Source organism: Bordetella genomosp. 8 (assembly GCF_002119685.1).
Taxonomy (GTDB): domain Bacteria; phylum Pseudomonadota; class Gammaproteobacteria; order Burkholderiales; family Burkholderiaceae_B; genus Bordetella_C.
This window is the reverse complement of the sequence record NZ_CP021108.1, coordinates 524,632-547,764: the sequence shown is the minus strand read 5'-3', so window position 1 is coordinate 547,764 and position 23,133 is coordinate 524,632. Positions and strand designations below refer to the sequence as shown.

The window sequence follows — 23,133 nt, the reverse complement described above, 5'->3', positions numbered from 1 at the left end:
CGTCAGGCGCCATCGCGCGCCGGCGTTTCGATGGGCAGTTCTTCGCGGTTGGCCCATTCGTTCCAGGCGCCGGCGTAATTGCGCACATTGCCATAGCCAGCAGCCCGCAGGGCATATAAGGTATGCGCGGCACGCGCACCGCCGCCGCAGTACACGACGATCTCGTCGTCGGGCCGCAGGCCCAGTTCTTCGTAGGCCCTGCGGATGTCGGCCGCACTTCTGCCCAGGCCCGCCTCGTCGATGTTCTGCGCGTAGTCGCGATGCACCGCGCCGGGGATCGCGCCCGCGCGCCGGGCGCGCCGTTCCTCACCGAAGTATTCCGTCGCGCGGCGGGTATCGACGACGCGCAGGCCGGGCGTGCCCAGCCTTTGCTTCAGCTCATCGACGCCTATCGTCCATTGCTCTCGCACCCGGGGGATGTAGTCGCGCGGCGCGTAAGCCGGCGCCCGCGCCGTCCGCTCCAGTCCGGCCACGCCGTCGGCGGCACGCAGGCCGCCGTCCAGGATGGAGACGCGCTCCTGCCCCAGGTAGTGCAACAGCCACGCGGCGCGGGCCGCCCGGGTGTCCCACCTTTCTTCGTACACGACCACATGCTCGTTGCCCGACAAGCCCAGCAGGGAGAACACGCTCGCGTGCTGGGCGACCAGCGAGGCCAGCCCGGCGGCAGTCGACTCGGGATGGCTGAGCAGGTTGGCGTCGAAGGGCCGCGCCCCCGGCAGGTGTCCCGCCCAATAGTCCTTGCCGGCGCGCGCGTCCAGCAGCACTACCTTCTCGTCGGCGAGATGCCGCGCGACCCATTGCGGGTCGACGAATATGTCATTGCTCATAACAACCTGCCCAAAGCGCAGACTCTAGCCTGGCTCGGGACAGGGACGAACGATTATCGGGCCATATGCAAATGGGCATAAGAAAATCGCCATAAACATAGATGCATATGCAAATTGCCGCGGCGACGACGATGCGCCACGCCGCCGGATCCGGGCTTTACCAGTCCATGCCAGGACCGGTACAGTGCAACGCTTCGCCATCCATCCATGGTTGCAAACGTGCCTACCCCACCCTCCCATCGTCCGCTGGCGCTAGTCGTGGGCGCAGCCTTCTTCATGGAGCAGATGGATACCACCATCATCACGACGTCGCTGCCGCAGATGGCGCGGGACCTTGGTGTCGACCCGCTCCAGATGAACCTGGCCATTACCGCGTATCTCATCAGCCTGGTGGTTTTCATACCGGCCAGCGGCACCTTGGCCGACCGCTACGGCGCGCGTACGGTGTTCCGCACGGCCATGGCCCTGTTCGCGCTCAGCTCGATCGCCTGCGGCCTGTCCGGATCGCTGGGCGCACTGGTGGCGGCACGCGTACTGCAAGGCGCGAGCAGCGCGATGATGGTGCCGGTAGGCCGGTTGATCATGCTGCGTTCGGTGGAAAAGAAACAGTTGGTCGACGCCATGGCCTGGGTGCTGATGCCCGGGATGGTGGGCCCGCTGCTCGGACCGCCATTGGGAGGATTCATCACCACCTACTCGTCGTGGCACTGGATCTTCTTCATCAACGTACCCGTCGCCGCGCTGGGAGTCCTGCTGGCGGGACGCTACGTGCCGCACATCGCCAGGCAGGCGGATGCGCGACTGGACATCGCCGGGCTGGTACTCAGCGGCGTTGCGCTGAGCGCCGTGATCCACGGCATGGACCGCTTCAGCAACGGCCTGGCCGGCGGCACGGAAACGGCGGGCTGGCTGGCGGCGGGCGTGCTGGCCGGCGTGGCCTATGCACGGCATGCGCGCCGCATGGCCAGGCCCAGCCTGGACTTTTCGCTGCTGCGCCTGCAAAGCTTCGGCGTCGCCTTCAATGCCGGCTTTCTGGTGCGGGCAGGCTTCGGCGCGCTTCCCTTTCTGGTGCCGCTGATGCTGCAAACCACGCTCGGCATGAATCCGCTGCAAAGCGGGATGGCAATGCTGGCGGGCGCCATCGCCGCCGTATTCGTCAAGGCTGCCAGCGTCGCGGTGCTGCGGCGCGCCGGCTTCCGTAACGTGCTGATCTATAACAGCCTGATCTGCGGCGCATCGATTGCCTTGTGCGCGGCCTTCGATGCCTCCTGGCCGATCGCGGCAATATCGGGCGTGCTGCTGGTGGGCGGAATGGCACGCGCGCTGCAGTTCAATGCCTTCGGCACCTTCGCCTATGCCGATGTGCCCAAGGACCGCATGAGCGCCGCGACCAGCCTGTACAGCACCATGCAGCAGCTTGCCGCCACCGTCGGCATCGCCGTTTCTGTCTGGGTGCTGCAGGCGGCCACGGCGCTGCGCGGACACGAACAGCCGGTGCGCCAGGACTACGCGCTGGCTTTCCTGCTGATCGGCGTATTGACCGCCGCCGCGGCGTGGATCTGCGTACGGCTGCCGGACCGCGCCGGCGCCGAGCTGAGCGGGCACGGATCGCGCGACGCGCGGCGCGCCACGGCGCGCTCGTAAGGCACCTTCGCCGGCGCCGGATCGCCAACCGACGCGCAGCCATCGACCCGCAGCCATCGACGCGCAGTCATGCGCATATGCCGGATTAGCAAATAGGCAGTTATTCGTTGTGGCATGCCGGCCCGCGAACTCAATATGTGGCTCCCGCACCTTACCCGGAAGAGAGCTGACATGAGCGTAGTCCTGAATCGCATCGAAGTACTGCCGCAGTCCGGCTGGACCGGCGCCGAAATCGTGGGCGTCGATCTGCGCGAGCCCTTGCCGGATGAACACATCGACGTCATCCGGCGCGCCCTGCATAAATGGAAGGTCGTCTATTTCCGCGACCAGTTCCTGGATCACGCGCAGCAGATCGCCTTCGGCCGCCAGTTCGGCGAAGTCACGCCGGGCCATCCCTATGAAGGCGACGTGGCGCCGGCCGGTTTCCCGCAGATCCACACGGTGTCGCCCAAGGCCTATGAAAAGCGCTACGGCCGCAATTACACGCGCAAGCTCAGCGCCAACGGTCCCGGCTGGCATGCCGACGTCACGCCGCTGATCAATCCGCCCGCGTATTCCATCCTGCGCGCCGAAGTCGTTCCGCCCTATAGCGGCGACACGCAGTTCACCAACGTGGCGGCGGCTTACCAGGGTCTGTCCGAACCCATACGCAAACTGATCGACGGCCTGCGCGCCGAGCATCGCTTCGGCTCCAACTACAACGCCGATCGCAGCGAAGAGCGCATCGGCGACTGGGTGCGCAACAAACCGCTCGCGTCCGTGCATCCCGTCGTACGCGTCCATCCGGAAACCGGCGAACGCGTCATCTACGTCAACCCCAGCTTCACCAAGCACATCGTCGACGTAACGCCGCGCGAAAGCCGCTATATCCTCGACCTGCTGTTCGACCAGATCCAGCGTCCCGAGTACACCGACCGGTTCCGTTGGAAACCGGGCAGCATCGCCTTCTGGGACAACCGTGCAGTCCTGCACCTGGCGCCGCGCGACTTCGAGCACCTGGACTTCGAACGCGTCCTGCACCGTATCACGCTGGTGGGCGATATCCCCGTGGGCGTGGACGGACAACGCTCCACGTCGATCTCCGGCGATCCTTTCCTGGCGGCCTGATATGCAGACGGCAACGGTCGAACGCCCGGTGGCGGCCATCGCGCCGCCTGCCGGCAACGCGGCGGCGGTGACAGGCAGGCCGGCCGCACAGGGGATCGCCCGTGGCGCGCTCGTCGACCCCCGCGCCATCGCGCCCCGTCCCGCCAGCCAGGCCAGGCTGCCGCGCTGGCTGCAGCGTCTGGCGGGTCCCGCCTTGCTGCTCCTGGGCTGGCACCTGCTGGCCAGCCTGCAGGTCTTCGATCCGCGCACCACGCCGGCACCGCTGACGGTACTGCGCACCGCCACGGACCTGGCGGGCAGCGGCGTGCTCCTGGACAACCTGCTGGCATCGCTGCAACTCGTCGTCAAGGGGCTGGCGCTGGGCCTGTCGGTGGGACTGACCGCCGCGGTCGCCGCGGGCCTGTCGCGCGCAGGGGAGAACATCGTCGACGCCAATATGGAGATCCTGCGGGCGATTCCGAACTTCGCACTGCTGCCGATACTGATCGCATGGTTCGGCATCGACGATGTCTCCAAGGTTCTGCTGATCGCCCTGCACGTGATCGTCTGCATCTACATCAACACCTACAGCGCGATTCGCAATGTCGACGCCGGGCTGATCGAGGCCGCGCGCACCTTCGGCGTGAAGCAGCGGGAACTGATCACCTCGGTCATCCTGCCGGGAGCCCTGCCGGGTTTCCTGGTCGGCCTGCGGCTCGCGCTGACCGGGGCCTGGCTGTCGCTGATCTTCGCCGAGACGATCAATGCGCCGGTCGGCCTGGGGCGCATGATGAGCGACGCGCGCGAGTATTTCCGGGTGGACGTCATCTTCGTCCTGCTGGCCGTATACGCCCTGCTGGGCTTGCTGTCGCTGGCCTGCGTGCGTTACCTGGAAGCGCGCCTGCTCACCTGGAGAAGGGCTTTCGATGGCACGTGACACGACATCCAGGGCCAGGTCCCATACGCCTCCCGAAACGGCGCATGCGGATCGCGCCGCGGCCACGGTGGCCGTGGCCGCCCGGCACCTGAACAAGCAATTCGGCACGCAATCCGTGTTGCGCGACCTCTCGGTGGAAATCGAGCGCGGCGAATTCGTGGCGCTGCTGGGTCGCAGCGGGTCGGGCAAGAGCACCTTGCTGCGGGTGCTGGGCGCCCTGGATGGCGATGTCGGCGGGGAGGTGCTCGTGCCACCGCGCCGTGCCATCGTGTTCCAGGATCCGCGGCTGCTGCCCTGGCAACGTGTGCTGCGCAACGTCCTGGTCGGCTTGCCGCGCGATGCCGCGACGCGCGGCCGCGCGCTGGCCGCGCTCGACGAGGTCGGCTTGTCGCACCGCGTGGCCGTCTGGCCGCGCACCTTGTCCGGCGGCGAGGCGCAGCGTGTGGCGCTGGCGCGCGCGCTGGTTCGCGATCCCGAACTGCTGCTGCTGGACGAGCCGTTCGGTGCGCTTGACGCGCTGACCCGGATACGCATGCATCGCCTGCTGCAGGACCTGTACCGGCGCCACCGACCCGCCGTGCTGCTGGTCACCCATGACGTGGACGAGGCCATCATGCTGGCGCAGCGGGTGATGGTCCTGACCGAGGGCCGGATCTCGCTGAATCTCCACGTCGATATTCCCGCGCCCCGCCATCACGCCGATCCGCGCTTCGGCGCGTTGCGCGAACGATTGCTGCGAGAGCTGGGCGTCGCGCCGGATTGACCGCGTTTTCACACCTACTGGAGTTCCCGATGTTGTCGACGTTTCGATGGCCGGCCCGGCCCTGGGCCCTGACCGTACTGTGCCTTGCACTTCATCATGGTGCGTCAAGCGCGGCGGATGCCGCCGCCTCGCCGGGCGCGGCGGACCAGGCATTGGCGGCCCGGTTGGCGGCGGCCGTGCCCAAGGGCACCCGCCTGATCGTCGCGGAGCAGGCAGGCGAGGCGTCCGTGCCATGGTCCTTGTCCGGCCAGGACAAGCAGGCGCCTTACCAGGCCACGTTCGCTACCTTCAACGGCGGACCGGCCGTGCTGGAGGCGCTGGTGGCCGGCGCGGTCGACGTCGGCTATATCGGCGAAGCGCCCATACCGATCGCGGCGGGCGCCGGTGTCAAGGATCTGGTGGCCATTGCCATCACCGCCAATCCCGGCAGCCCGGCCAATACCTACCTGGTCATACAGCCGAACAGCAATATCACCAAGGTGGAGGACCTGCGCGGCCGCACGGTGGCCTACCCGGCGGGCACCGGTCGCCACATGATCCTGGCCGGCATTCTGCACGCCCACGGACTGGACCTGCGCAAGGACGTCAAGGGCGTACAAGTCGCGGGCTCGGAGGTCGCGCCCACGTTCTCCTCACGTGCGGTGGACGCCGCCATCGTGCTGGGCCACCAGTACTTCCGCCTGGGCTCGCCGCCCATCCTGGCCAATGGGGCGGGGCACAACTGGGGCTTGAACCCGATCGTGGCGCGCAAGGCGGCCTTGCAGGACCCCGCCAAGGCGGCGGCGATCGCCGACTTCGTCAGGCGTGCCGTGGCGATGTACAACTGGCAGACGGTCCATCCCGATGAATGGATCCGGGCCAACTACGTCAAGCGTATCGGCATGAGCTTCCAGCAAGGGAAGCTGCTGCTCGACGAGGAAGGCGCCGGGGCGTACTACCCCATCGACAAGCCGCTGACGGATGTTTTCCAGCAGATCGCGGATGGCCTGTACGAGACGGGCGCGCTATCGCGCAAGGTCGATATCGCGCCTTATGTCGACGGAAGATTCAACGATATCGTCGCCGCGCAGAATCGTCTCGACGGCGTGGCGCCCAGGCCCCTGGTGAATGACCGCCGGATCGACGACGGTTCCAATCGGCCGGACAGCAAACCCTTCGTCCTGCGGTAGCGGCAGTGGCGGTCACGCACGGACCGCCGCCGACAGGCGCTCCAGTTCCAGCAGGCGCGCCTTGACCTCCAGGCCGCCTGCGAAGCCGGTCAGGCTGCCCGAACTGCCGATCACCCGGTGGCATGGCGCGATGATGGATATGGGATTGCGGCCGTTGGCGGCGCCCACGGCCCTGACCGCGTTCACATGGCCGATGCGCTCGGCGATGCTGCGATAGCTGCGCGTTTCCCCATAGGGGATTTCCATCAGCGCCTGCCAGACCTTACGCTGGAAATCGGTGCCGGCGAACGCCATCGGAACGTCGAAGCGGCGGCGGCGGCCGTCGAAATACTCATGGAGCTGCCGTTCGACCTCGTTCAAGGTGGGATCGGCGTCGTCCTCTTGCAGGTGCCCCAGTCTTACGCGGCCCGGCCGGTCGTTTTCCCACAGGATGGCCGCCAGGCGGGCGTCCCTGGCGACGAGTTTCAGAATGCCTACCGGCGTCCGCACGGTTTTGAATACATGGTTCATCGTGGCCTCACGTGGCGCTGGACTGTGTTTCACGATCACACTCTATTCCGCGGAGAGGCCCCGCGAACTCCGCTTATTGCCGCGACGGCACCCCGCAAAGACCCACGAGGACGCCCACAATTCCCAAGCTGTCCATATGTAAACACATATATTATTTATGAATATTGTGTTGATTCTTGCATGGCGCCGTCAACGTCGCTCCTTAGAATCTGCGCTCCGCCCCATGGGGCCCAGACCAGAGGAGCAGCAATGCGTATGTATTTGAACCGGGCAGCGGTCGTCGCGGCCGTGCTGGCTTGCGCGGGCACCGCCCACGCCTTCGATATCGGCGGCGCCCTCGGCGCGGGCAACAAGATGCTGCAGGCGGCCACGCTCAGCGACGCCGACATCAAGACCCTTTCCGACAAGGCGTGCAAGGAAAGCGACCAGCAATCCAAGATCGCCGCCCCGGGAAGCAAATACGACGCACGGCTGCAGAAGCTCGGCAAGCAGCTGGGCAACAATATCAACGGCCAGCCGGCCAACTACAAGGTCTACCTGACCAATGATGTGAACGCGTGGGCCATGGCGAACGGCTGCATACGCGTCTACAGCGGCCTGATGGATATGATGAGCGACGACGAGCTCCTTGGCGTCATCGGCCACGAGATGGGCCACGTCGCGCTGGGCCACAGCAAGAAAGCCATGCAGACGGCCTATACCGTATCCGCCGCGCGCGACGCGGCGGGCGCGGCCAGCGGTTCCGCCGTGGCGGCCTTGAGCGCCTCGCAGCTGGGCGACCTGACCGAGAAGTTCATCAATGCGCAATTCTCCCAATCGCAGGAAAGCGCCGCGGACGATTATTCGTACGACCAGCTCAAGGCGCGCAAGCTGAACGTGCAGGGCCTGGTCACCGCTTTCCAGAAACTGGCCAAGCTGGACGGCGGCAAGAGCGACATGATGAGCTCGCATCCCGCCTCCACCAAGCGCGCGCAGCATATCGAAGAGCGCATCGCGTCCAACAAGTAGCGGCGCGGGGACGATGTTGCGCCAGGTCGGGGCCGCGTCGCGGGACAACGAGCACGGTGTTATCCTTCCACGCGCCATTACAGCGACAACCACAACATGGTCTCCAAGCTAGCCTCTCCGGCCGACACGGGAACGGTCAACCGCGTGCTGCGCATCCTGGTCGCGTTCGCGGCCAGGGACAGGTGGCCCCTGAACGAGCTGGCGCGCGAACTCGACCTGCCGCGCGCCAGCGTCCACCGGCTGCTGAAGCTGTGCCGGCCGCTGGGCTTCGTCGACCAGGATGCGGAAGGCCTGTACACGCCAGGGATCGAGCTTTATCGCGTCGCCGGCAGGCTCAGCGCCGAAATGCCGATCAACCGCCTGGCGGCGCCCCTGTTGCAGGGGCTGCGCGACGCAACCGACGAGACGGCGATGCTGGTGCTGCTGTCGCGCCAGGAGCTGGGGATCTTCATGTCGGATATCGCGTGGCCGTCGCACCCGCTGCGCTACACCGTCCCGCTCAACCAGTTGCAGCCGCTGACCTGGGGCGCGGCGGGACGCTCCGTCCTGGCCTTCATGGAACCCCAGGAGATCGAGCAGGCGATCGCCCAGGCCGCGACGTCCCCGCTGAACGGCCGGCCACTGGATGTGCCCGAACTGCGCCAGACCCTGCAACGCATACGCGAACAGGGCTACGCGACCAGCTACGCCGAACGCGCACCCGACATGCATGGCATCGCCGTGCCCTTGTTCGACCGGGGCGGACAGGTGCGGGGCAACCTGATGGTGACGGTGCCGCACTTCCGCTACGACGAAAAAAAGCAGCGGGAGCATCTTGCCTTGCTGCGCACCGCCGCCAGCGAGCTGGCACGCCGGCTGGGCTGGTCGTAGCGCCTAGGCGGCTTCCAGGTGTATGCGGTTGCGTCCCGCCATTTTGGCTGCGTATAGCGCCTTGTCCGCACGTCCGACGACCGCGCCGGTCTCGTCGCCCGGCCGCAGCTCCGCGATGCCCGCCGAAAAGCTGTAGCTGAATTCCGGACGCTCCGCCAGCGGCCTCGCACGCCGAACGATTGCCAGCATCCGCTCCACGATCAGCATGGCCTCATCGGATTGCGTGGCCGGCAGCAGCAGCGCGAACTCTTCGCCGCCGATCCGGCTGAAACAGTCGGCGCGGCGCAGGTGTGACTGTATGCAGGATGCGAAGTCCTTCAGGACCCGGTCACCCATGTCATGGCCGTAGGCGTCGTTGACGTATTTGAAGTTGTCCAGGTCCAGCAGGCACAGGGTGCCCAGGATGCCGTCGCCGGCCTCGAGCGCCTCGCGCAACCGCATCATCAGGAAACGCCGGTTGGACACGCCTGTGAGTTCGTCGGTCAGCGATGCCTTGATGGCCACGTCGCGGTCCTGCCGCACCGCGCGGTCGCCGGCGCGCAGCGAGGTGATATCGGTGGCGATGCACAGCATCCAGCCGTCGTTCTGTACCGTTTCCGTCATCCACAGCCAGCGGCCGTCGACGACGTCGGTTTCGAAAGCGCGGAATCCTACCTTTCCGCGGCGCCCCTGCGTGGACACCAGCCAGCTTTCGAAGTCAGGGTTGCGTATGACCGTGCCGCGCCCCGCCGCGTGATTGCGCCGCATCAGCTCCGCCCAGGTCGGGCATTCGCCCTCCGCGATGAAGAACGCGGCGCGAAAGGCCGCATTGGCGTAGCGCAGGCGATCCTGCGCGTCGTAGGCCGCCACCAGCACCGGCGTGGCGTCGTACATCCGCGCCAGCGTCTCAGAAATCAGGTCCATGGATCGTCGATTGCTCGGGAGTCCCCAGGCGCGCCTTCCTTCCTGCTGCTCTATCGGCCCCAGGCTGCGCCTGTGCAATCATAGACCGGCTGGCCGGCATTCCGGCTGCCACAACGTGTAACGCCGCCCGCGCCCGCGGCGAAGGCGGCGTGCCACCGGGCGCGGCGTGCTCAGGCGCGCACGTCCATGGCGGTGCGCAGGCCGTCGCTGACGAAGTTGAAACACATGCTGGTAATAAAGATGCAGGCGCCGGGGAGAGTCGCGATCCACGGCTGGTTGTAGATGGCGGTGCGCAGGCTGCTCAACATCAGCCCCCATTCCGGATCGGGGGGTTTCACGCCCAGCCCCAGGAAGGACAACCCCGACGCGACGATCATCGACAAGCCCACCAGGCCGGTGGCATACACGAAGACCGGCCCCAGCACATTGGGCATGACGTGCGTGAACACGATGGACCACGGCCCCGCCCCCGTGCTGCGTGCCGCCTGCACGTGTTCCAGGCTGCGCACGCCGGTCGTGACGCTCTCCGCCACGCGGATGATGGGCGGAATGAAGACGAAGGTCAGCGACAGGATCACGTTCAGCACGCCGGCGCCTATCATCCCGCTGACCGACACCGCCAGCAGGACCGACGGGAAGGCATAGAACACGTCGGTGACGCGCATGACGGCCATATTGACCCTGCCGCCCGCGTAGCCCGCCACCACGCCGATGGTGCCGCCGATCACGAAAGCCATCAGGACGGGAGAAATGCCGATCAGCCATGAATAGCGGCCGCCGTACATCAGCCGGGTAAGCATGTCGCGGCCCAGTTCGTCGGTGCCCAGCAGATGCCCGGCATAGCCTATCGGCTTCAGGCGCAGCAGCGCCCGGCCCGCATTGGGTTCGTAAGGCGCGATCCAGGGAGCCAGCACGAGCACCAGGAAGATCGCGAACAGGATGACGCCGCAGACCAGCGTCGTCCTGTCCCGCAGCAGGCGCCGGCCGACGCCACGCCAGTAGCTGTCGGGCACCTGCCACGCCTGCCCCTGTTCCGGCGCAGGCAGCTCCGCGTCTTTCGGAATCACCATCATGTGCGGCTGATCCTCGGGTCGATGACAGTCTGGACCAGGTCGACTGCCAGATTGAGCACAACGAAGAACAGCGCCAATACCAGCGTGGCCGCCTGCAACGTCGGGAAGTCGCGCTGGAATATCGCGTCGTTCAGCATGGAGCCGGTCCCGGGCCACGCGAAGACGGTCTCGACCAGGATGGATCCGCCCATCAGGTTGGCCAGCTGCAAGCCCATGACGGCGATCACCGTCGGCGCCGCGTTCAGCAGCACATGCCTGGCGATGCCGGTCCAGCGCAAGCCCTTGCCGCGCAGTGTCGTGATGTAGTCCTGGCTCATGATGTCGCTGACCAGCCCGCGCACGGTGCGCGTGACCAGGCCGGCCGGGATGACGCACAGCGTCAGCGCCGGCAGGATCAGGAACTGGATGTGCGCCCAATCCCATGCCCAGACGGTCGACGTACCCGGCCCCGCGCCCATCGCCGGCAGAACGTGCAAGGTCACCGAAAAGATGATCACCAGCACCATCCCCAGCCAGTAGTGCGGCACCGATACGCCGGCCACGGCCGTGCCCAGCAGCATGCGATCCAGCCACGTTCCGCGATAGATTCCCGCGATCCCGCCCAGCACGCAGCCCAGCACGAAACCCAGCACGCCGGCCGTGACCGCCAGAATCAGGGTATTGCCGCTGGCCACGATCAGGTCCGGCAGGATGGGCCTGCCCCGTGTGATGGACATGCCCAGGTCCCCATGCGACACGTGTTCCAGCCACAGACCGAACTGCACGGGCAGCGAGCGATCCAGCCCGTAGTCGCTGCGCACCTGGGCGACGACATCGGGCGGGGTGTCCGGCGGCACCATGGCCGCGATGGGATCGCCCGGCGCCAGGTGTATGAGCAGGAAGCAGACCAGGCTCACCGCCAGCGCGATCGGGATCATGTAGAGAATGCGGCGTGCGATATAGAAAAGCATCGGTCGTCTTCCTCTGGCGATGGTCGGGCATGATGCGCCGCGGCGCTACACCGTCTCCATGGCCTTGATGCAGCGCACGGCGCGGCCGGGCGATGGATGGTGGAACTGGGGAACGGCCACGCGGCACGCCTCCTCGGCGCGTGGGCAGCGCGGCGCGAAGGCGCAGCCGGACAAGGGCATGCGCAGGTCGGGCGGCGCGCCGGGGATGGTGGCCAGGCGCGCGCCACGGTTGCCCGGCTGCACGGTCGCGCCCAGCAAGCCCTGGGTGTAGGGATGCAAGGGGTCGGTCAACAGCGACGAGACACTGCCCTGCTCGACGATGCGTCCGGCATACATGACCGCGACGCGATCGGCGATTTCGCCGGCCACGCCCAGGTCGTGCGTGACGAATACGACGCCCATGCCCAGCTCCTCCTGCAGGCGGCGCAGGAGCAGCAGCACCTGTATCTGCACGGTGGCATCCAGGGCGGTGGTGGGCTCGTCGGCCAGCAACAGCCTGGGACGGCATGAGATCGCCATGGCGATCATGGCGCGCTGCCGCAGGCCACCGGAAAGTTCGTGCGGATAGGCGTCCAGGCGCATCCTGGCGGACGGGATCTGCACCAGGTCCAGCAGGTCCAGCGCGCGCTGGCGCGCTGCCGTCCTGGATACGCCCTCATGGCGGACGATGGTTTCGACGATCTGGTGGCCGATCGTGAATACCGGATCCAGCGCCGTCATGGGCTCCTGGAAGATCATCGACACGACCTTGCCACGCAGGTCGGGCAACCTGGCATCGGGCAGCGCCATCATGTCGTGCCCCGCCACGGTCAATTCGCCGCGCATGACAGTCTTCGCCGGCGGATTCAGCCGCATCAACGCCCGCAAGGTCACGGACTTGCCCGAACCGCTTTCGCCGAGCACGCACAGCACCTGGCCCTCGGTCAGGTCCAGGTCGATGCCGTTGACGGCCGCCACCGTCCCGTCGCGCGAAACGAAGGCCACGTGCAAGCCGCGGGCGCGTATCAGGGCCTGGCGCGTCATGGGATGGCCTCGGGGCTTTGCAGGAAGCCGCTATCGGGCATCACGGCATGGCATGCCGCCTCGCGCGTGTCGCCGATGTCCCGCAGCGCCGGCGCCGTCGACGCGCACAGCTCGCGGGCGATCGCGCAGCGCGTATGGAAGCGGCAGCCGGATGGCGGATCGATGGGATTGGGCGGATCGCCCTTGAGCGGCGGTTCCGTGCGGCGGCGCGCCGGGTCCATCGATGGCCGGCTGTCCATCAGCGCCTGGGTATAGGGATGCGCCGGCGCCGCGAAGATCGGCTCGGACGGGCCGATCTCCACCACCTTGCCGAGATACATGACCAGCACGCGATCGGCCACATGCTGCACGACGTTCAAGTCGTGGCTGATGAAGACGTAGGTCAGGCTGAACTGCTCTTTCAGGTCCATCAGCAGATTCAGCACCTGGGCCTCGACCGACTTGTCCAGCGCCGATACCGGTTCGTCCAGGATGACCAGGCGCGGCCGCAGCGCCAGCGCGCGCGCGATGTTCACGCGCTGCCGCTGGCCACCCGACAGTTCATGCGGGAATCGCCGCGCATACTGCCGCGGCGCCAGCCCGACGGCGGCCAGCAGGTCGCGCGCGCGCTCGCGCGCTTCGCGGCGCGGCAGGCCGTGTACCACGGGCCCATAGGCGATGGACTCTTCGATGGTCAGCCTGGGGTTCAGCGACGAATAGCTGTCCTGGAACACCATCTGCACCTGCCGCCGATAGTCCTTCAGGCTGATGCCCCGGTATCCTCCCACCGGATCGCCGTCGAAGATGATTTCACCGGCAGTCGGCGCCATCAGCGACATGATCAGCCGCGAGAACGTCGACTTGCCGCAACCGGATTCGCCCACGATGCCCAGGGTCTCCTGCTTGCGCACGCTCAGGTCCATGCCATCGACGGCGCGCACCAGCTTGCGCCCGCCGGCGAATACCGAGCCGACCGGGAAGTGCTTCATCAGCCCCTTGACGATCAGCAGCGGTTGCGCCGGCCCGCCGCGTTCCGGTTCCCGATCCACCCTGGCCATGCCGAGCCTCCGTGTGGGATAAAGGCTATCGATCGCGCCGCTAGGGCAAGGGACCGAAGGACGGCGGCATGACGCGCCGCGCGGACGCGGCCTCATACGCCGATGCGATGTCGAGGATGACGTCCTCCTTGCCCGGCTCGGCGCGAAAGACCAGCGAAAAAGGCATGCCAGGCGGCGGCACGGGCGTCGGCGTCGTCGCGGGCTGAGGCACGTAGCGCTTGCCGTCGGCGCTCAGCTCGAAGGTGTAGTCGTATACCTCGTCGACATAGCCGGCCGGGATCAGGATCTCGCTCAGCCCCGCGTTCGGGCCGTAGGCCGATTCGTTGCGCGGCGTACCCGACACGCCGGGGTACGGGGCGCCGCCTATCTTGCCGGGCGGATACGGCGTATGCAGCCGTACCAGGCCATCCAGGTGGTTTTCCAGGATCACCATCATGTCGACGCGCCGCAACAGTTCGCGCAGCATCAGGCGTTCGTTTACGCCCTGCCGCTCGTCCAGCGGGTTGCGCATGTCGACGACCTCTTCCCAGTTCTTGAAGGCGGCGCGCTGATCGTCGCCCCAGAACTTGGACCGCGCGTTCAGGGTCGCGAAGTCGACCACGGTTTCGCTGAAACCCAGTTTTTTCCAGTCCTCCGCACGACGCGTCAGATACTGCGGTATGTGGTACCGGAAAGCCATGCTGTCGGCTTGGTGCTGCACCGTGATGATGTCCAGGTTGGCGGGCGGCGCGATGCGCCCTTCCGCCATTTCCACCATGTAGTCGATGGGATTCATGGTCCCCGTGCCGAAAAACTTGCCCGGCTGGAATTCGGTGCGCTTGATGGCGGCGGCGAAGTCCGGAAACACCGGCTCGCCGGCCGGGGTCAGCCGATACAAAATATCGGGCATGAAAACCGGAATCAGGCGCGCCAGCGCCTTGGTGAAGTCCACCTTCATCAGCTCGACTTCAGGATCCCGCGTCCAGTTGGGATGCGACGATTCCACCAGCGTCGCGCCCAGCTGTCTGCCCAGGACTTGCTTGATTTCACGCGCGACCGCGGTCGTGATCGGGCGGGCGGCCACATCGCCCGGCGGACAGAACATGGATTCCCGGATGATGCCGATGCGCTTTCCCTTCAGCGACCGGGACTTGTAGACATGGCTGGCGTAAGGCGTGCTCAAGGCCGATGAGCGCGGCACGGTGGTGAAGGGATCGCGCGGGTCGTAGTAGCCTTCCTCCGGATCCTTCAGGGCGTCCAGCACCTTGGCGGCATCGCCTATCCTGCGCGCATGGATGCCCGTGCGGTCGTTATGGATATCCGCGCCTATCGCGCCGCCGTCGAAGCCGATCAGCGCCTTGTGCGGCAGGATCAAGGCCACGGAATTGTGGTTGGCGGGCCCACGCGTGGACGCGCGGGTCTCCTCGCCCAGCCCGATCATGCACAAGTTTGCGCTCACCGACAGGGCCGATCCCGAACTGGATCCCAGCGACGCCGAGCGCGTCGTGTCGTAGGGGTTGGACGGATTGCCGCCCCAGGTGGTGCGCTGGTAGCCCAGCGTCGATACCAGGACCTTGTCCGGCACGTGGCGGCCGCCCGGATCGCCGGCACGGCCGTTGTATTCCGTGCTGACCGACTTGGCGAAGATGATCGCCCCCTTCTTGCGCAGCTGCTCCACCAGGATATGGTCGCGCGCCGGCACGTCGATATCGTAGGCCGCATCCGCGCCGCCCATGGAATGCATATCCTTGGTATCGAAGGGGTCCTTGAATGAGAAGACCACGCCGTACATGGGCATCTGCTCCAGGTCCGGATTGGATCCGTACTTTGCGTCCAGTTCGGCGGCACGCTCCAGCGCGTCGGGTAGATGGCGGAAGTACTCGCACATCGGCGGCGCCTCGGGCGGAAGCGGTCCCAGCGAGGGATGCCTGTCGAAATCGCCCTTGCATACCGTCGAACGCTCGCCGCGTATGTTCAAGGTCGACAGCGCATTGACCTGTCCCGCGTTCGGAATGCCGACGATCATGCCGTACTGCTGCATGACCGTGGGATCGGAAGCGGTCGGCTCCATGCGCCCGAACTCCAGCGGCACGCCCTTGTACCTGTCGTAGTCGGGCACATAATCGCCGACCGCGACGGTCCGCGTCGGAAACTTCAACGGCGCGCCGGCGCGGACCGTGCCGGGCGCTTCGGGCACCGGCTTGCCGTCCTCGGTCACCAGCATGCTGGACACGCCATTGAAGGCCCGGCAACGGTCGATGTAGCGCTGCACCACCTGCACCACCGTGATCTCGCCGCGCTTGATCGCCGCATGGAGCTCATCGATCGTCGCCTCTTCCAGCCGGAAGGCCTGCTGTCCTTTCCCTTGCGCGCCGCTCGCGGCGGGGCTTGCGTTGACATGCATATCGTTCATCGTCTCTATCCTCGCCGCGGCGCTCGGGGCCGCTGAACAGACCATCAACATTCCATCCTTTGCGGATCGGGATCGCCCGGCGGCGCGCGATGACCGGCCGGTGCACCTATGCTGTCGCACGACTTGATGATCTGTCAAGTCACTTTCCGGAGTGTTTTCCCTTGTGCCGATTGCTCCGTCGGCGCGCGGTTTTCAGGGCTTTTTCAAGGGATACACACGATGGTGCGCGCCATGCACCATGCACGACTGCGTGCGCACCGGCCTTGTGCGTGCGGCCCATGCATGCAGGCCTAGGGCGAATACCCCTTGCGCTGTTTGCCTTCCTTAATTATTAATCAAGTACCTTGACGAAGCGCCAGTACGCCTGGATCGCCGGCCTGCAAGGGAAGCCTTCACAAAAGCATGACTCCAGGCAGCCTGGGTCCTGGTCAAGGGAGAAATACATGGCAACGATGACACGCCGCAATGCGCTCAAGCTCGCCGGCGCCGGCACCGCGCTGCTCGCCGCGGGCAGACAACGCGACCTGTACGCGCAAAGCGCGGGCGGTGGCGCCCTGCGCATCGCGATGACCACCACCGACGTGCCGCTGACCAACGGCATGCCGGACAACGGCAGCGAAGGCGGCCGCTTCGCCGGTTATCCGATCTTCGATGCGCTGGTCCTGTGGGATTTCGCGAACACGAAGACGCCGCCCGACCTGATTCCCGGGCTGGCCACCGAATGGCACATCGATCCGGGGGACAACAAGCGCTGGATCTTCACGATCCGGCAGGGTGTCGCCTTCCACGACGGCTCGCCGCTGAGCGTGGACGACGTGGTGTGGAACTTCGACCGCCAGCTCAAGCGCGATGCGCCGCACTACGACAAGCTGGCGCCGACCTATGCGGGCGCCTATGCCGCCATCATCGCAGGCTATGAAAAAGTCTCGGATACGCAGTTCGCCATCCGCACGAAGACGGTGTTCAGCCTGCTGCCCTATCACCTGTCGCGCCTGTTCATCGTCAGCCCGCGCCAGTACGAAAAACTGGGCAAGGACTGGTTGGCATTCCGCTCGAATCCCTCCGGTACGGGGCCGTTCAAGGTGGTAAAGGTGACGCCGCACGTCGCCATCGAGCTGACGCCCAACCGCGCCTATTGGGATCCGAAGCACGTTTCCCGGCTTGACCGCCTGGTGCTGATGCCGATCGCGGATTCGAATACCCGCGTCGCCGCGCTGCGTTCGGGCCAGGTGGACTGGATCGAATTTCCGGACCCCGATTCGATCCCGGCACTGAAGAGCGCGGGTTTCAACGTGATCACCAAACCCTACCTGCACCTGTGGTCCTTCGTGCTCAACTGCGCCGATGCCGGCCCCCTGACCGACGTACGCGTGCGACGGGCGCTGAACTACGGACTGGACCGCGAGAGCATGGTGGGCCTGCTCAACGGCACCGCGACGCCGGCCATCGGCCTGTACGACCAGGACTACAAACTGTTCGGCAAGCCGACGCAGGTCTATGGCTACGATCCCGACAAGGCCAAGGCCCTGCTGGCGGAAGCCGGCTACGGTCCCGGCAAGAAGCCGGTCACCCTGAAGACGCTGATCCCGACGGCCGGATCCGGCAACATGGTGCCGCTGCCCATGGGGCAGTTCATGCAGCAGAGCCTGGCGGAACTCAACGTCAAGGTGGACCTGGTCGTGGCGGACTGGGGGTCGGTGCTGACCGCCATGCGCCAGGTGCCGGGCGTGAACGGCGCCGCGCACTACGACGTCATCTGCCATGGCCAGCCCTTCGGCGACCCGACCCAGTTCTACACCAACTGCTTCAGCCGCGACGGCGGCGGCACCGGCAACTGGGGGCGCTACAGCAGCGCCAAGGTCGACCAGCTGCTGACCGAGGCGCTGTCCGCTTTCAACCAGGCGGACCAGGACGCCAAGCTCGCCGCCGCGCATGCGCAGGTGGTGGACGACGCACCCAATATATTCGCGGTGCATGACCTGAATCCGCGCGCCTTGAGCCCGAAGGTGAAGGGCTTCGTGCAGGCCGAGAGCTGGTACCAGGATTTCACGCAGATCACGGTCGCGTCATAGCCCGCGGCCGGCATGGCCCGTCCGCCACCAGTACGGCATGCCGGCCGCGCCTAGCCGGCCGCGCCTGGCCGGCCGCGCCTAGCCGGCCGCGCCTAGCCGGCCGCGCCTTACCCCGCCAGCGTCTTGACCTTGCGAAGATCGGGGAAAAGCCGCATCCAGAGCAACACCACCACGATGGTGCTGACGCCGCCGATCACGCCGGCCGAAACAGGGCCGACAAAGCCCGCCAGCGTGCCCGAATAGAACTCGCCCAATTGGTTCGAGGTGCCCACGAACAGCGAGTTGACGGCATTGACCCGTCCACGCATTTCGTCCGGGGTCAGCAATTGCACCAGGGTGATGCGCACCACCATGCTGATCGTGTCCGCCGCGCCGAGTACCGCCAATGCCAGGATGGATACCGTGATGTTGGTCGACAGCGCGAACACGATGGTCGCCAGTCCGAACACCCCCACCGCCAGCAGCATCTTCATCCCTATCCCCGTCTTCAGCGGCACACGGGCGACGTACAGGGACATCAGCACCGCCCCGATGGCGGATGACGAACGCAGCAAGCCCAAGGCCCAGGGCCCCGCGTCCAGGATGTCGCGCGCGAAGATCGGCAACAGCGCGGTCGTCCCGCCCAGCAGCACCGCGAACAGGTCCAGCGAGATCACGCCCAGCATGACGGGACGGGCGAAGATGAAGGACACGCCGGCGAAGGCGGACTTCAGCGTGACGGGTCCGCGGTTGTAGCCGCCGCGCACCGTCTTGATCGACATCACGCAAATGCCCGCCACCACGAACATCACCGACGACAGCAGGAAGGGCGCGAGTGGATTGAACCCATAGGCAACGCCGCCCAACGCGGGCCCGATGATGGTCGCGGTCTGGAACAGCGCCGTGGTCACCGACAGGGCCTGCTGCAATGCCGAAGGCGGCACGATGCTGGGCACCAGCGACTGCATGGTGGGCTGCTCGAAGGACTGCGCCGCGCCCAGCACCACGACCGAAACGAAGATCATGGGCACGCTCAGCGCGCCGGACCAGATGGCCCAGGTCAGCACGATCGCCACGACTGCCTTCACCGACTGCGCGATCAGGGCGATGCGCCGACGATCGTAGCGGTCGGCCACCTGGCCCACCACCAGGGTCAGTACGACCATGGGCAGGAACTGGCACAGCCCGATCAGGCCCAGGTAGAAGGCGCTGTGTGTCTGGTCGTACACCAGCCAGCCCAGCGCGATGCCGATGCCCTGGAACGCCATGGCGGACAACACGCGCGAGATGGCGTAGGGAACATAGTTTTCCCGCCAGGGTACCGTCCCCGCGGGCGCTTCATCCGCATTGCCCGCGGCTGCGGCATCAGGCTTGGTCGACAATCAAGGCTCCTGTCAGTATCGGGACCCTGATGCTCTGCACGAACAATAGGGTTCGCGTCCCTGCCGGCGCCCGCTCCCGGGGCGCGGTCAATCAAGGGACTTTATAGAGCGTCAAGTTTATACCGATACCGGGGGCCACGGCGCGTCAAAGCGACGGCGGCGTGTTCACCTTGAGCATGCGGGCGACCTTGTCGCCCTTGTTGTGGTAGCCGTGCGGCAGCGACGACGGAAAGAAAATCAGGTCGCCCTGCCGGACCACATAGCTCTTGCCGTCGACGGTGACCTCGACTTCGCCTTCGATGATGTAGCCGAGCTCCTCGCCGGCATGGCTGACCGCGCCACCGCTGCGCGCGCCGGGCGGAATGCTGTGCACCAGCGCCTGCAGCAAGCCATTGCGGTCGATGGGCACGATGCGTTCGAAACGTACGCCCTGGTCCAGCGAATCCGGGTCGGCGACACTGCGCGCCTTGCGGTTGGCATGGAAGACATGCACCGGACCGGAGAAATTGTCTTCTTCCGAGTACAGGGCGGCGATGCTCGTGCCGAGCGCGCTGGCCAGCCGATGCAGGAAGCCGATGGAAGACGCCAGCTTGTCGTTCTCGAGCTTGGACAACATGCTTTCGGAGCACTCGACGATATCGGCAAGCTCCTTCAAGGTATAGCCCTGGAGGAGCCGGGCGTGCTTCAGCTTGGCGCCGATCCGCATCGGTTCCTGCGCCGCGTCGGCAGCTTCCGCACGCGCACGCGCCTTGGCCGAAGGTTTGGTGACGGCGGGCCGCCGGGCCCTGCCCACCGCCTGCCGGGTGCCGGCGGCCAGCTTGTTGCCGCCGCCGCGCAGTTTCACCATGGTTTTTTTATTGTCCAATTCGATTCCCCCAGTGCGCCCCGCGCGCATTCGAAGACGAGGCTGTAAAGCGACTTGATAGACAGTCAATAGTGTATGCCAGGTCAGGCCTGTTTACCCGGACGCGACAGTCGCCGCACCGCCGTCCGTGCCGCCGTGCGTATGGCGTCGGCGAACTGCGCCACGATCGCCGAGCGCGGCCGCATCGGCGAAAACAGAAACCGGGGCTGCATATCGATGCGCGGCGAAAAGCGGCGCATCACCAGGTGCGGGAACGCGGACGTCATCAGGATGAAGTGGTCGACCAGCGCCACTGCGTTCAACGCCTGGACCATCGCGCACAGCGTCCCGGTACTGTTGGAGACCAGGGCCGTGTCGTAGGGCACGCCGCGCTCGCGGAAGGCCTCGCGCAGGCGGAATCCGGTGAACGTATCGTCCGCGAAGGTGATGATGGGCCAATCGGCCAGGTGTTCCGGCGTCAGCCGGGCGTACCGCGCCAAGGGATGATCCCTATGCAGTACGCACACGACCTCGCTCTTGCAGATTTCCTCCACCTCCAGCGTGGCGACCGGCGTGGGCACGTCGATGATGCCCATGTCGACCTGGCTGGTTCCCACGTACTCCACCACGTGCCGCGTCGGCAGGGCGCGGACATCGAACTGTACCTGCGGATGCAGCTGGTGGAATGCATTGACTGCCTGCGCCACCACCGACATCGACAGCGCGGACACGGACGCCACGGTGATGCGCCCGCGCACCCCCTGCCGGATCTCCAGCGCCGCCTGCCGCACCGATTCGACGCTGCCGAACAGGCGTTCGACCTCCGGCATCAAGGCATCGGCCTCCGGCGTGCATACCAGCCTGCCCTTCACCCGCTGGAACAGTGTGAGCCCGAGCTCGCCTTCCAGCAGGCGCAGGGTTTTCGTCACGGCCGGCTGCGAGATATACAGCATGCGGCCGGCGGCGGAAACAGAACCCGTCTGCACCACGGCACGGAAGATTTCCAGGTGACGCACGTTCAACATGATCGCTAACCCATAACTATTTGGAAGGATGAAGCTGCCAAACCTGTATTGGATATTATGAGTTCCGATCCCTAAACTGCAATGCATACCTGTCGCCCGCCGCGCGACGCTCACGGAGGAACCGACTTGAACATCCCCGGCAAAGCAGAATGGACGGCTCGCGCGGCCAGGTGCGAGCCCGAATGGCGTGCATTCATCGACGGCGAATACCGTCCCGCCCTGTCAGGCAAGACCTTCCCGACGTTCAACCCGGCAACGGGCCGCGTCATCGCGCAGATCGCCGCCTGCGACACCGAGGATGTCGACGTCGCGGTGGCCAATGCCCGCCGCGCCTTCGAATCGGGCGTGTGGTCGCGCCGCGCGCCGGCCGAGCGCAAGCAGGTCCTGCTGAAGCTGGCCGAATTGATGATGTTGCACCGCGAAGAACTCGCGCTGCTGGAATCGCTGGACGTCGGCAAGCCCATCGCCAACGCCTATAACGGCGACATCGTCAGCGCCGCCACCTGCATCCAGTGGTACGCCGAGGCCATCGACAAGCTGTATGGCGAGATGGCACCCGCCATGCCCAATATGACCACGATGATCGTGCGCGAGCCGCTGGGCGTGGTCGCCGCGGTCGTGCCATGGAACTACCCCTTGTCCATGGCGTCGTGGAAACTGGGGCCGGCCCTGGCGGCCGGCAATTCGGTCATCCTGAAACCCGCCGAGCAATCCCCGCTGACGGCCATCCGCATCGCCAGCCTGGCGATGGAAGCCGGCCTGCCGGCAGGCGTGCTCAACGTGCTGCCCGGCCTGGGCGAGACGGCCGGACGCGCGCTGGGCCTGCACATGGACGTCGATGCCGTCGGCTTCACCGGCTCCACGGAGGTCGGCAAGCTGTTCATGCAGTATTCCGGCCAGTCCAATATCAAGCGGATCGGCCTGGAATGCGGCGGCAAGAGTCCGCACATCGTGCTGGCGGACTGCCCGGACCTGGACGCCGCCGCGCGCGCCGTGGCGCTGGGCATCTTCAACAACAGCGGGCAGGTCTGCAACGCGGGCTCGCGCCTGATCGTCGAGGCGCCCATCCGTGACGCCCTGCTGGAGAAAATCGCCGCGGTCGGCCGTGAACTCGTCCCGGGCGATCCACTCGATCCCGCCACCCGCATGGGCGCCATCGTCAGCCAGGCGCAGCATGAACGGGTGATGTCCTATATCGACGCCGGACGCGCGGACGGCGCCAGCGTGGTGCTGGGCGGCAAGCCGGCGCGCACGGACAGCGGCGGATGGTTCATCGAACCGACCGTATTCGGCGACGTGCGCAACGACATGCGGATCGCGCGGGAAGAAATCTTCGGCCCGGTGCTGGCCGCCATTACCGTCGACGGCTTCGATGAAGCCATGCGCGTCGCCAACGACACGATCTACGGCCTCGCGGCCGCGGTCTGGACCGGCGATGTGGGACGCGCGCATCGCGCGGCGCAGACCTTGCGCGCCGGCGTCGTCTGGGTCAACTGTTTTGACCGTGGCAATATGTCGGCACCGTTCGGCGGCTTCAAGCAATCCGGCTTCGGGCGCGACAAGTCGCTGCATGCCTTCGATAAATACATGGATTGGAAGTCGGTCTGGATCGCATCCTGATCCTCGCATCGCCGTCATC

The 23,133-nt window shown here is 66.2% G+C and carries 20 protein-coding genes; 9 read left to right on the top strand and 11 right to left on the bottom strand.

Features of this window, described 5'->3' with window-relative positions:
- Nucleotides 1-2 precede the first annotated feature (2 nt).
- On the bottom strand, nt 3-827 hold the full coding sequence (locus CAL12_RS02485; RefSeq protein ID WP_086063037.1) for a sulfurtransferase: 825 nt from the start codon (nt 825-827) through the stop codon (nt 3-5).
- 219 nt (nt 828-1,046) lie between these two features.
- Between CAL12_RS02485 and CAL12_RS02480 the strand changes: the two genes are divergently transcribed.
- From CAL12_RS02480 to CAL12_RS02460, 5 genes are all read left to right on the top strand, one after another.
- Complete coding sequence (locus CAL12_RS02480) at nt 1,047-2,471, top strand: MFS transporter (protein WP_157792866.1); 1,425 nt, start codon at nt 1,047-1,049, stop codon at nt 2,469-2,471.
- A gap of 171 nt (nt 2,472-2,642) precedes the next feature.
- Nucleotides 2,643-3,578, top strand: coding sequence for a TauD/TfdA dioxygenase family protein (locus CAL12_RS02475; RefSeq protein ID WP_086063035.1), 936 nt, complete (start codon nt 2,643-2,645; stop codon nt 3,576-3,578).
- 1 nt (nt 3,579) lies between these two features.
- Nucleotides 3,580-4,494: an ABC transporter permease gene (locus CAL12_RS02470; RefSeq protein ID WP_086063034.1), complete on the top strand. Its 915-nt coding sequence runs from the start codon at nt 3,580-3,582 to the stop codon at nt 4,492-4,494.
- A complete protein-coding gene (locus CAL12_RS02465) occupies nt 4,484-5,257 on the top strand; it encodes an ABC transporter ATP-binding protein (protein ID WP_086063033.1) in 774 nt (257 codons plus the stop codon). The genes CAL12_RS02470 and CAL12_RS02465 overlap by 11 nt, the downstream gene beginning before the upstream one ends.
- Before the next feature lie 29 nt (nt 5,258-5,286).
- Entirely contained in the window at nt 5,287-6,426 is a 1,140-nt protein-coding gene (locus CAL12_RS02460; protein WP_086063032.1) for a PhnD/SsuA/transferrin family substrate-binding protein, read from the top strand.
- 12 nt (nt 6,427-6,438) lie between these two features.
- On the opposite strand, the gene CAL12_RS02455 is transcribed toward CAL12_RS02460, so the two are convergent.
- Nucleotides 6,439-6,936 carry a methylated-DNA--[protein]-cysteine S-methyltransferase gene (locus CAL12_RS02455; RefSeq protein WP_086063031.1) on the bottom strand — a complete coding sequence of 166 codons (498 nt, stop codon included), beginning with the start codon at nt 6,934-6,936 and terminating at the stop codon, nt 6,439-6,441.
- A 255-nt stretch (nt 6,937-7,191) separates the two neighbouring features.
- Here CAL12_RS02455 and CAL12_RS02450 point away from each other — a divergent pair, with 255 nt between their 5' ends.
- Nucleotides 7,192-7,944, top strand: a complete 753-nt coding sequence (locus tag CAL12_RS02450; RefSeq protein WP_420042782.1) for a M48 family metalloprotease — start codon at nt 7,192-7,194, stop codon at nt 7,942-7,944.
- Nucleotides 7,945-8,040: 96 nt separating this feature from the next.
- Entirely contained in the window at nt 8,041-8,814 is a 774-nt protein-coding gene (locus CAL12_RS02445; protein WP_086063029.1) for an IclR family transcriptional regulator, read from the top strand.
- Between the two features lie 3 nt (nt 8,815-8,817).
- On the opposite strand, the gene CAL12_RS02440 is transcribed toward CAL12_RS02445, so the two are convergent.
- From CAL12_RS02440 to CAL12_RS02415, 6 genes are all read right to left on the bottom strand, one after another.
- Nucleotides 8,818-9,717, bottom strand: a complete 900-nt coding sequence (locus tag CAL12_RS02440; RefSeq protein ID WP_086063028.1) for a GGDEF domain-containing protein — start codon at nt 9,715-9,717, stop codon at nt 8,818-8,820.
- 170 nt (nt 9,718-9,887) lie between these two features.
- Nucleotides 9,888-10,790, bottom strand: a complete 903-nt coding sequence (locus CAL12_RS02435) for an ABC transporter permease (RefSeq protein ID WP_086063027.1) — start codon at nt 10,788-10,790, stop codon at nt 9,888-9,890.
- On the bottom strand, nt 10,787-11,740 hold the full coding sequence (locus tag CAL12_RS02430; protein WP_086063026.1) for an ABC transporter permease: 954 nt from the start codon (nt 11,738-11,740) through the stop codon (nt 10,787-10,789). The genes CAL12_RS02435 and CAL12_RS02430 overlap by 4 nt, the downstream gene beginning before the upstream one ends.
- 45 nt (nt 11,741-11,785) lie before the next feature.
- Entirely contained in the window at nt 11,786-12,763 is a 978-nt protein-coding gene (locus CAL12_RS02425) for an ABC transporter ATP-binding protein (protein ID WP_086063025.1), read from the bottom strand.
- Nucleotides 12,760-13,791 carry an ABC transporter ATP-binding protein gene (locus tag CAL12_RS02420; RefSeq protein WP_198298455.1) on the bottom strand — a complete coding sequence of 344 codons (1,032 nt, stop codon included), beginning with the start codon at nt 13,789-13,791 and terminating at the stop codon, nt 12,760-12,762. Before CAL12_RS02420 ends, CAL12_RS02425 begins: the two co-directional genes overlap by 4 nt.
- A 49-nt stretch (nt 13,792-13,840) precedes the next feature.
- Complete coding sequence (locus CAL12_RS02415; protein WP_157792865.1) at nt 13,841-16,192, bottom strand: amidase family protein; 2,352 nt, start codon at nt 16,190-16,192, stop codon at nt 13,841-13,843.
- 443 nt (nt 16,193-16,635) lie between these two features.
- Between CAL12_RS02415 and CAL12_RS02410 the strand changes: the two genes are divergently transcribed.
- On the top strand, nt 16,636-18,264 hold the full coding sequence (locus CAL12_RS02410; protein ID WP_086063022.1) for an ABC transporter substrate-binding protein: 1,629 nt from the start codon (nt 16,636-16,638) through the stop codon (nt 18,262-18,264).
- A 107-nt stretch (nt 18,265-18,371) separates the two neighbouring features.
- Here the strand turns inward: CAL12_RS02410 and CAL12_RS02405 are convergent, their stop codons facing one another.
- The 3 genes from CAL12_RS02405 to CAL12_RS02395 all read right to left on the bottom strand — a co-directional run bounded on the left by CAL12_RS02405 (nt 18,372) and on the right by CAL12_RS02395 (nt 21,494).
- Complete coding sequence (locus CAL12_RS02405) at nt 18,372-19,625, bottom strand: MFS transporter (protein WP_232464676.1); 1,254 nt, start codon at nt 19,623-19,625, stop codon at nt 18,372-18,374.
- A gap of 145 nt (nt 19,626-19,770) precedes the next feature.
- Nucleotides 19,771-20,490, bottom strand: a complete 720-nt coding sequence (locus CAL12_RS02400) for a cupin domain-containing protein (protein ID WP_198298358.1) — start codon at nt 20,488-20,490, stop codon at nt 19,771-19,773.
- An 83-nt stretch (nt 20,491-20,573) separates the two neighbouring features.
- Nucleotides 20,574-21,494: a LysR substrate-binding domain-containing protein gene (locus CAL12_RS02395; protein ID WP_086063020.1), complete on the bottom strand. Its 921-nt coding sequence runs from the start codon at nt 21,492-21,494 to the stop codon at nt 20,574-20,576.
- Nucleotides 21,495-21,620: 126 nt separating this feature from the next.
- Here CAL12_RS02395 and CAL12_RS02390 point away from each other — a divergent pair, with 126 nt between their 5' ends.
- The gene (locus CAL12_RS02390) at nt 21,621-23,114 is read left to right on the top strand and encodes an aldehyde dehydrogenase (RefSeq protein WP_420042748.1); all 1,494 of its coding nucleotides are present in this window, start codon (nt 21,621-21,623) and stop codon (nt 23,112-23,114) included.
- Nucleotides 23,115-23,133: the final 19 nt, after the last annotated feature.

Bases quoted from the DNA above. Each gene is read 5' to 3' on its own strand.
- CAL12_RS02430 (WP_086063026.1), bottom strand. From the start codon at position 11,740: ATGCTTTTCTATATCGCACGCCGCATTCTCTACATGATCCCGATCGCG.
- CAL12_RS02460 (WP_086063032.1), top strand. From the start codon at position 5,287: ATGTTGTCGACGTTTCGATGGCCGGCCCGGCCCTGGGCCCTGACCGTA.
- CAL12_RS02470 (WP_086063034.1), top strand. From the start codon at position 3,580: ATGCAGACGGCAACGGTCGAACGCCCGGTGGCGGCCATCGCGCCGCCT.
- CAL12_RS02475 (WP_086063035.1), top strand. From the start codon at position 2,643: ATGAGCGTAGTCCTGAATCGCATCGAAGTACTGCCGCAGTCCGGCTGG.
- CAL12_RS02455 (WP_086063031.1), bottom strand. From the start codon at position 6,936: ATGAACCATGTATTCAAAACCGTGCGGACGCCGGTAGGCATTCTGAAA.
- CAL12_RS02465 (WP_086063033.1), top strand. From the start codon at position 4,484: ATGGCACGTGACACGACATCCAGGGCCAGGTCCCATACGCCTCCCGAA.
- CAL12_RS02415 (WP_157792865.1), bottom strand. From the start codon at position 16,192: ATGAACGATATGCATGTCAACGCAAGCCCCGCCGCGAGCGGCGCGCAA.
- CAL12_RS02450 (WP_420042782.1), top strand. From the start codon at position 7,192: ATGTATTTGAACCGGGCAGCGGTCGTCGCGGCCGTGCTGGCTTGCGCG.
- CAL12_RS02485 (WP_086063037.1), bottom strand. From the start codon at position 827: ATGAGCAATGACATATTCGTCGACCCGCAATGGGTCGCGCGGCATCTC.
- CAL12_RS02445 (WP_086063029.1), top strand. From the start codon at position 8,041: ATGGTCTCCAAGCTAGCCTCTCCGGCCGACACGGGAACGGTCAACCGC.
- CAL12_RS02395 (WP_086063020.1), bottom strand. From the start codon at position 21,494: ATGTTGAACGTGCGTCACCTGGAAATCTTCCGTGCCGTGGTGCAGACG.
- CAL12_RS02435 (WP_086063027.1), bottom strand. From the start codon at position 10,790: ATGATGGTGATTCCGAAAGACGCGGAGCTGCCTGCGCCGGAACAGGGG.
- CAL12_RS02410 (WP_086063022.1), top strand. From the start codon at position 16,636: ATGGCAACGATGACACGCCGCAATGCGCTCAAGCTCGCCGGCGCCGGC.
- CAL12_RS02440 (WP_086063028.1), bottom strand. From the start codon at position 9,717: ATGGACCTGATTTCTGAGACGCTGGCGCGGATGTACGACGCCACGCCG.
- CAL12_RS02425 (WP_086063025.1), bottom strand. From the start codon at position 12,763: ATGACGCGCCAGGCCCTGATACGCGCCCGCGGCTTGCACGTGGCCTTC.